The sequence below is a fragment of the Senegalia massiliensis genome (genome assembly GCF_009911265.1).
GTDB classification, from domain to species: Bacteria; Bacillota; Clostridia; order Tissierellales; family SIT17; genus Anaeromonas; species Anaeromonas massiliensis_A.
In genome coordinates this window covers 183,086-191,453 of the sequence record NZ_QXXA01000010.1, presented here as the reverse complement: position 1 = coordinate 191,453, position 8,368 = coordinate 183,086, and the positions used below count along the sequence as shown (strand labels likewise).

At 29.0% G+C, this 8,368-nt stretch carries 9 protein-coding genes and 1 pseudogene; all 10 read right to left on the bottom strand.

Going from position 1 to position 8,368, the window contains the following annotated elements; genetic code table 11:
• A pseudogene (locus D3Z33_RS10295) lies at positions 1-134 on the bottom strand (6-phospho-beta-glucosidase); the annotation flags it as partial.
• 17 nt (positions 135-151) lie between these two features.
• Positions 152-1,534, bottom strand: a complete 1,383-nt coding sequence (locus D3Z33_RS10290) for a glycoside hydrolase family 1 protein (RefSeq protein WP_160197673.1) — start codon at positions 1,532-1,534, stop codon at positions 152-154.
• A gap of 5 nt (positions 1,535-1,539) precedes the next feature.
• Complete coding sequence (locus tag D3Z33_RS10285) at positions 1,540-1,689, bottom strand: LPXTG cell wall anchor domain-containing protein (RefSeq protein WP_160197672.1); 150 nt, start codon at positions 1,687-1,689, stop codon at positions 1,540-1,542.
• Position 1,690: 1 nt separating this feature from the next.
• Positions 1,691-2,008: a PTS lactose/cellobiose transporter subunit IIA gene (locus tag D3Z33_RS10280; RefSeq protein WP_160197671.1), complete on the bottom strand. Its 318-nt coding sequence runs from the start codon at positions 2,006-2,008 to the stop codon at positions 1,691-1,693.
• Between the two features lie 63 nt (positions 2,009-2,071).
• Complete coding sequence (locus D3Z33_RS10275) at positions 2,072-3,475, bottom strand: PTS sugar transporter subunit IIC (RefSeq protein ID WP_160197670.1); 1,404 nt, start codon at positions 3,473-3,475, stop codon at positions 2,072-2,074.
• A gap of 11 nt (positions 3,476-3,486) precedes the next feature.
• The gene (locus D3Z33_RS10270; protein ID WP_160197669.1) at positions 3,487-3,801 is read right to left on the bottom strand and encodes a PTS sugar transporter subunit IIB; all 315 of its coding nucleotides are present in this window, start codon (positions 3,799-3,801) and stop codon (positions 3,487-3,489) included.
• Positions 3,802-3,904: 103 nt separating this feature from the next.
• Entirely contained in the window at positions 3,905-4,579 is a 675-nt protein-coding gene (locus tag D3Z33_RS10265; protein ID WP_160197668.1) for a GntR family transcriptional regulator, read from the bottom strand.
• 23 nt (positions 4,580-4,602) lie between these two features.
• Entirely contained in the window at positions 4,603-5,691 is a 1,089-nt protein-coding gene (locus D3Z33_RS10260; RefSeq protein WP_160197667.1) for a DUF871 domain-containing protein, read from the bottom strand.
• Positions 5,688-6,143: a DUF3284 domain-containing protein gene (locus tag D3Z33_RS10255; RefSeq protein ID WP_160197666.1), complete on the bottom strand. Its 456-nt coding sequence runs from the start codon at positions 6,141-6,143 to the stop codon at positions 5,688-5,690. Before D3Z33_RS10255 ends, D3Z33_RS10260 begins: the two co-directional genes overlap by 4 nt.
• Before the next feature lie 166 nt (positions 6,144-6,309).
• Positions 6,310-8,286: a transketolase gene (gene tkt, locus D3Z33_RS10250; RefSeq protein ID WP_347561256.1), complete on the bottom strand. Its 1,977-nt coding sequence runs from the start codon at positions 8,284-8,286 to the stop codon at positions 6,310-6,312.
• Positions 8,287-8,368: the final 82 nt, after the last annotated feature.

The window sequence follows — 8,368 nt, the reverse complement described above, 5'->3', positions numbered from 1 at the left end:
TTTCCTTCTTCTATATCTACAAGGTGTAATTCTGTTATTTTTAGTTCATCATATCTTTTTATAAATCCTTCTATAAGTTCCGGAGTATAAGATGAACCTCCTCCTATTACTACTACTTTTAAATTTTTATTCATCCTACCCTACCTTTCTATTAAAGTTCAAATCCTTTGTTATCACTTAATTGTTTAAACCAGTATCCTGATTTTTTTATTGTTCTCTCTTGTGTTTCTAAATCTAATTCAATTAATCCATATTTATTTTTATATGCATTTAACCAAGACCAGCAATCAATAGGAGTCCATATGTGATATCCTATGCAATTCGAACCTTCTTCTATCCCTTTATGAAGCCATTTTAAATGTCCTTTAAAGAAATCTATCCTATAATCATCTTCTATAATTCCATCTTTTTTAAATCTATCTTCATCTTGGACACCCATACCGTTTTCTGTTATCATCCATTCAATATTGTCATATTCATTTTTAATATTTAATGCTATATCATATATTCCTTTTTCATAAATTTCCCAACCTCTATATTTATTCATCTTTTTACCTGGCATATCGTAAAGATCAAAATAATATGTTGGTAAAAATGGTGCATTAGGATTTGGGAGATGTTCTTTTGCCTTTACTCTTACAGGTTGATAATAATTTACACCTAAAAAGTCCACAGTGTTTTCTTTTATAATTTCTAAATCTTCTCTGTCATATTCAGGCATTAAATCATGCTTTTTAATTAAGCTTACTAATAATTCATTAAACTCACCTTTAATTGCAGGATCTAAAAAGCTTTTATTTTGAAAGGATTCTGCTATTTCTGCTGCTTTTAAATCCTCGTTATTATTGCTTCTAGGATATGCAGGAGATAAATTCAGAACTATACCTATTTTTCCATCAATTTTACTCTCTTTAAATTCTTTTATTGCATATGCACTTGCAAGGGCTGTATGATACCCTACTTGTACTGCAAGTTTTGCATCTACCTTCATAGGATAATGATATTGATTTAAATATCCACATTCTACATGAACTATAGGCTCATTAAATGTAAACCATCTTTTAACTATGTCTCCAAATAACTCAAAACAAGTCTTTGCATATTCTCTATAATAATCTACTACTTTTCTATTTTCCCATCCACCTATCTTTTGTAATTCCATAGGCATATCAAAATGAAATAAATTTACAAAGGGCTCTATATCATTTTCTTTTAATCTTTGGAAGTAATCTTTATAATATTTTACTGCTTCTTCATTTACATCTCCATATCCTTTAGGAAATAGTCTTGCCCAACTAATTGATGTTCTAAATGAATTATGCCCTGTTTGCTTCAATAACTTTATATCTTCTTTGTAATTTTTATACATAGCTGTAGTCTTATTTGGACCTACTTCACCATAAAATTTTTCTGGCTCACTCTCAAACCATTGATCCCATATATCTTTACCTTTTCCATCTCCTTCAAAGCTACCTTCTGATTGTGTAGCAGATGAGGCACTACCAAAATAAAATTTTTCTGGAAACCTTAACATTTATATCAACCTTTCTTACTCTTCTTAAATAATATTATTCCAATTCCTATAACCAATGCTCCCATTATTATATTTATAACTTGATTTTTAAACATAGGACTACTTGCAATTATAAGTAATCCTATAGAAATAATAAATAAAGGCCATTTATTCATTTTAATTACCTTCTTCTATTCGTTTATATACATCTATAAATTCTTCTGATAATATTTTAAATGCCTCTGCACTCATCATTTGATCTTCTGCATGAACTAATATAAGACTAAATTCAAGTTTTTCATCACTAGCTTCTCTTTGTATTAATTTTGAATGAGATTTATGCCCTTGTAAAAATAGTTCATTACCTTCTTTTATTTTTTGTTCCGCTTCTTCAAAATTTCCACTTTTTGCTTTTCCTATAGCTTCAATAAAAAGTGATCTTGCAGTTCCTACTGCAGATATTATTTCAAAATAAATCATTTCTAATTCTCCCATATTTATCTTCCTTTCTAAATAAAGTAAGACTCTTTATAAAGAGTCTTACTTTGTAAGATTTTTTTATGCTACCTCTTCGTCTGCATCTACTTTTTTGACTCTATTTGCAAGTAAAACAAATGGAGACCAAATTACAAATGCTACAAATAAGTTAAATACTGAAACAAGTCCTGCAAGTAAACTACCACCTGTTGAAAGATATGCATGTATACCTACTGGCATTACCCATGGAACTACTACAAATGTAGGAGGAATAACCCCTATTGCTGTAAGTAAATAAGCAATTGTTGCAGTAATTGGTGGAATTATTAACCATGGTATAATATAAAATGGATTTAATACTATAGGCATACCAAATACTACTGGTTCATTTATATTAAATACTCCCATCGGTGCACCTAATTTTGCAATAGTCCTTGAATCTTTCCTCTTTGAGAAAATAAATATTGCAATAATTAAAGCAAGAGTTATACCTGAACCACCCATTTGTGCATATGCATCAAATGATCCTCTAGTCCAAAGATATGGTAAATCTGCTGTAGATTTTGCTGCTTGATATGCTTCTGTATTTGAAATAAGTGCTGGTAAGTATACACCATCCATAATTGGTGCAAGTACATTATGACCATGTAATCCAAAGAACCAAAATACTTGCACTAAGAATGTTACAAGTATAACACTAAATAAACCTTGTGATAATCCAAGTAGTGGCTTTTGAATATATTCTAAAATTAAATCATTTATTGAGAATCCTAAATAAGTAACAGATAAATATCCAAGTGTAGCTGCCACATATACTGCAACTATACCAGGTATTATTGCTGCAAACGCTTTATTAACTGCTGATGGCACAGAATCTGGTAATTTTATAATTATTCCTTTAAGCATAAGTTTTACATAAATCATTGATGTTAAAAGTCCTATTATAAGTGCTGTAAAAAGTCCTGCTGCTCCTGCATAATTAAGTCCTATGAATCCCCATCCTGATACATCTAAGTTAAGATTTTCTCCTACTATTTGTGCCTTAAGTCCTAAATCTGTAAGTGCACCTAAATTATCAATACTAACCCCTGGTAATGCATATGAAAAATCTGCCGTTTGTGGTAAGGTTGCTATCAGTGAAGAAAATGCTACTACTCCACCTGCAAGAGGATTAACCTCGTAAGATTTTGCTATATTATATCCAAGAGAAAATACAAATACAAAAGCAATTATTGCAATTGAACCAAACCATACATTACCATTTATTGCAATTAGCGGACTCATCGTTTCTACAAAACTAGTAGCACCCCATTCTGTAGGTAAATCTCTAAAAAACACATTAAGTAAAACTGCTACTGAACCAACCATAGTAATTGGCATAATACCTATAAATGCATCACGTATTGCAACTAAATGTCTTTGAGAACCTATTTTTGCTGCTACAGGTAAAAAATGCTGTTCCATCCATCTAGTAAATCCATTCATTGTTATACCCCCTATTTATTAAATTTTTCATAATCTTTTAATGCATTATCTAATGCTTTTTCGCCATTCATAGTTCCATAAACTAACATATCTATTACTGATACTGGCTTTTTATTATCTACTCTTTCTTTCATTTTAGCTTCTAAATATCTAACTTGAGGTCCTAATAATATTATATCTGCTTTTTTTGATTCTTCTTGTGATTCAGCATCTCCTACTGCCCAAACATTTGCTTCAATGTTCTTTTTATCTGCTGCTTCTTGCATCTTTTTTACTAGCATACTTGTAGACATACCTGCTGAACAAACTAACAAAATATTAATCATATAAAATCCTCCTTTTATTTTTAATGGTATATACCACCATAAATATACTATACCACATTATTTTAAAAATGTAAACGTTTTTCAATTAAATTATTAACTTTTATTAAACAGTTATTTCTATAACTTTTTCCTTTGGATTATTATAAGACTTATAGTAAATATAAGGCACTCCACTTTTTGTTCTTACAATTCCTTCAATCATAATAATTGGAGTATCTAAATTTAATTTTAAATTATGAGCATATTTTGTAGGTACTCTTATAGGTACAAATTTTTGTGTCATAGTGCTATTTTTTAAATAACTATTTAAATCCAATAATTTATCAAATTTATTAATATTTTTTTCTTCAATGAAACTTCTTATAATATAAAATTCTTCTATATTTTGAGGTCTTTTATCTTTAAGAACTACTCTTATAGCTCTAATTATAGAAAAAGAATCAGTATCATTTAAATTTAAAGGTTTTAACACATCATCTCTTATACTATATTTGACATCAAAATTTATAAGCCTATATTCTAGCTTTTCATCTTCTGAGTTTGTAACAGAAGTATTCTTTTTCCAAAGAGATTTATCAGATACAAATGTCCCTTTGTTTTTCTTTCTATATAAAAATCCTTCCTCTACAAGTTCATCTAGAGCTTTTCTAACTGTCATTCTACTAGCATTTAATCTCTTTGAAAGATCTCTTTCAGATTCAATTGCATCATTAGAGTTTTTATCTTTAATTTCTTCTTGTATCTTTTTTTTAATTTGTATATATATTGGTGTTTTCAAGATTAAATATATCTCCTTTAAATCTAGTCTATTATTGTGAATTTATCCCATGAATTTAAATAGTCTAATAAAAATAATTCATCTTTACGTATTCTTCCTATTACATTTTTATTGCCATCATTTAGCATATCTTTTAATACTATATGAAGTTCTCCTTTATATCTAGTGTAATTATCATTTAATATAACTACATCTCCTCTTTTTAAATTACGAGTATTTTGTGGTTTTATTTCATTATCCTTATACTTAATTCTAGTCATAGAACTTCTTCTCATATAATCACTTATATCTCCACGTACAAAATGCTCATCATCATAAAGTATATTTTTTTCAACTTCCGACAATTCATATTCTTTATTTACTTTAAAATTAACTTTACTTTCTACTATCTTTGATAAAGATTTAAGTTCATCTTCAGTAGCATAGCAATTAGCAATTATTACATTATCAATTAATCCTGTAGCTATTAAATGTCTAGCTTGTAAATCAATAGGTAGATTTCTATGCATTTCTAAAGTACATAATCCTTCATTAATATCCCAAGGACCAAATGCACCTTTACTATTGCTTGATATAAATGATGATAATTCAATGTCTTTTTCTTTAATTTTTCTACTATTTTCTATAAAATAATCTAATCCTAAACCAGTATATTTCTGTGGATAAAAATTATGAGAAGATATTATTTTTTCTTTTTTTGGTTTAAATCCTAAAATATTTTCAAGGTGATTTATATTACCACTTGCATTGAACTCAAGTTTTAATCCATATGAATTGTAAGACATAATAGCTTCTTTATTGCCATCAAAACTTTCATCTAATCTTATACCATCAGCACCTATTTCATTAAAAAAGGATAAATCATCATATGAAATATTTAACTCATCAAATATATAAGGTGCTACGTCTACAATTACCTCTATATCATATTTATGTGCATGGTTTATTCTAATGCTAAATTCCTCTTTTATTTCATCCTTCGATTTATCGCCTAGACCAAGTAAATTAGTAAATATTCTTTTAACATTATACTTTCCAGCCAAGTCAATATAATCTAAATCTTCCTGAACACTTGATTTATCTGGATAAATTGAAATACCTAAGTTTATCATATATACATCTCCTCTTTTTTATTCTTAATATATCTTTCAATATTTTTTAAAATAGATTCGGCTCTTTTCATACTTTTTTTCTTATAGAAAAAATTCATTAACTTAAAATTCCAATCTTTCAGTTTATCAGGTGCAATATAATCTTCAAAATATGTAACATTTATTTTTTCATTATTTAAATTATTTATTTCATATGAAATTATATTTTTCCCTTGATTACTCTTAAATTCTGCTACATATTTTTTATATGGGACAAACTCTAATATAGTAACTTCTACATTTCCTGCTCTGCCAAGCTTATTTTTAAGATTTTTATCATATTTATAACTCTGAATAATATCTTCTTTAGATAACTTTTTACCTGTACTTTCTTCTATATCCTTAATAATTGATTCATAAATAAACTCAAAAAATTCTTCTTTATTTACATCTAAATCTAAATTTACTTCCATACAATCACTCCTATATGATTGGTATATACCACACTTTTATAATATCATACTTTTCATATTATTCAAGAAATATTTAATACTATTTTTTACTTAAAATAAAAAACACTTAGGAATTCACTTCAAATTAGAAGTTTGTTCCTAAGTATTTTTATTTTTCCATTTGTTACTATATTATTTCTTTTACTGTTTTGACTACATTTTCTATATTAAATCCAAATCTATCCATAAGCTCAGGACCTGGAGCTGATGCACCAAAGCTATCTATTCCAATAGATTTTCCTTCTGAGCCTATATATTTTTGCCATCCAAAAGTAGTTCCTGCTTCTATTGAAACTCTTTTAGTAATATTTTTTGGTAATATTTCTTCTTTATAATTTTCATCTTGTTTATCAAATAATTCCCAAGATAATATACTTACTACTCTAGCATCTATGCCATCTTTTTCAAGTTCTTTTTTTGCATCCATTGCAAGAGAAACCTCTGAACCTGTTGCAATAAGGATTGCATCTGGTGAATTTCCTTTTTCTTTATCTACAATATATCCACCTTTATGAGATCCTTCAACATCTTCAAGTATTGGTAAACCTTGACGAGTAAGTGCAAGAACTGATGGACCATCTGTATTCTTAAGTGCTTCAATCCAAGCTACAGCAGTTTCCTTTGCATCAGCTGGTCTAAATACTTTAGTGTTTGGTATAGTTCTAAGAGCAGCTAATTGTTCTATAGGTTGATGAGTTGGACCATCTTCGCCAAGTGCTATTGAGTCATGTGTAAACACATATACTACAGGTTGATTCATTAGAGCAGATAATCTTATTGTTGGTCTCATATAATTTGAGAATATAAGGAAAGTTGCTCCAAATGTTCTAAATCCACCATGTAAAGATATACCATTAAGTATTGCTCCCATACCATGTTCACGTACTCCAAAGTTTATATTGTTTCCATCTGGAGTTTCATCTTGGAAGTCACCTGCATTACTCATAGTAGTTTTATTTGATCCTGCAAGGTCAGCAGAACCACCAAATAAATTATCCATATGTTTTGCTATTACATTTATTATTTTTCCACCTGCTGCACGTGTAGCTATTTTTTTATCAAAATTAAATAATTCTTCATCATTTAATAACTCTTCAGGTAATTCTAAACTATGCCATCTATCCCACTTTTCTGCAAGTTCAGGATATTTATTTCTATATTCAGCAAATTTTTCATTCCATTCTTTTCTCTTAGCATCTTTTTCATCGATTATTTTTTCCATATGAGTATATACATCTTCTGGTACAAAGAATGGTTCATGTTCCCAACTCATATTTTCACGAGTAAGTTTAATTTCATCATCTCCAAGAGGAGCGCCATGAGCTACAGATTGACCAGACTTATTTGGAGAACCGTATCCTATTGTAGTAGGTACCTTTATAAGTGTTGGCTTATCTGATTTTTTAGCCATTTCAATTAAATCATTTAACTCTTCAATATCTTCACTATTTCTAGATTCTAATACTTCCCAACCATATGCTTCAAACCTTTTACCTACATCTTCAGTAAATGCTATATCAGTTGTTCCATCTATTGTAATTTTATTATCATCATATAATACAATTAACTTAGATAATTTAAGATGTCCTGCCAGTGAGCAAGCTTCACTTGCTACCCCTTCCATCATATCTCCATCGCCAGCTATAACATAAGTATAGTGATCTACTATAGTCATATCATCTGTATTAAATTCAGCTGCAAGTCTTTTTTCTGCCATAGCCATACCTACAGCATTTGCAATACCTTGACCTAATGGTCCAGTAGTAGTTTCTACTCCTTCAGTATGACCATACTCAGGATGTCCTGGTGTTTTAGAACCCCATTGACGGAAGTTCTTTATATCATCCATACTTACATCATATCCAAATAAATGTAATAGTGAATATTGTAACATTGAACCATGTCCTGCAGATAATACAAACCTATCTCTATCTGTCCAATTAGGATCATTTTTACTTGCATTTAAATGGTTACTCCAAAGTGTATAAGCCATAGTTGCTGTACCCATAGGAAGTCCTGGATGTCCAGAGTTAGCCTTTTGAACTGCATCCATAGACATAAATCTTATACTATTAATTACTTTACTATCAATTTTACTCAAAATGTTTCCTCCTTTATCGATAACTTTATCGTTTTAGTTCCATAGTTATTATAAGCTTTATTTCACAATATGTCTAATACTAATT

Bases quoted from the DNA above. Each gene is read 5' to 3' on its own strand.
- D3Z33_RS10290 (WP_160197673.1), bottom strand. From the start codon at position 1,534: ATGTTAAGGTTTCCAGAAAAATTTTATTTTGGTAGTGCCTCATCTGCT.
- D3Z33_RS10285 (WP_160197672.1), bottom strand. From the start codon at position 1,689: ATGAATAAATGGCCTTTATTTATTATTTCTATAGGATTACTTATAATT.
- D3Z33_RS10280 (WP_160197671.1), bottom strand. From the start codon at position 2,008: ATGGGAGAATTAGAAATGATTTATTTTGAAATAATATCTGCAGTAGGA.
- D3Z33_RS10275 (WP_160197670.1), bottom strand. From the start codon at position 3,475: ATGAATGGATTTACTAGATGGATGGAACAGCATTTTTTACCTGTAGCA.
- D3Z33_RS10270 (WP_160197669.1), bottom strand. From the start codon at position 3,801: ATGATTAATATTTTGTTAGTTTGTTCAGCAGGTATGTCTACAAGTATG.
- D3Z33_RS10260 (WP_160197667.1), bottom strand. From the start codon at position 5,691: ATGATAAACTTAGGTATTTCAATTTATCCAGATAAATCAAGTGTTCAG.
- D3Z33_RS10255 (WP_160197666.1), bottom strand. From the start codon at position 6,143: ATGGAAGTAAATTTAGATTTAGATGTAAATAAAGAAGAATTTTTTGAG.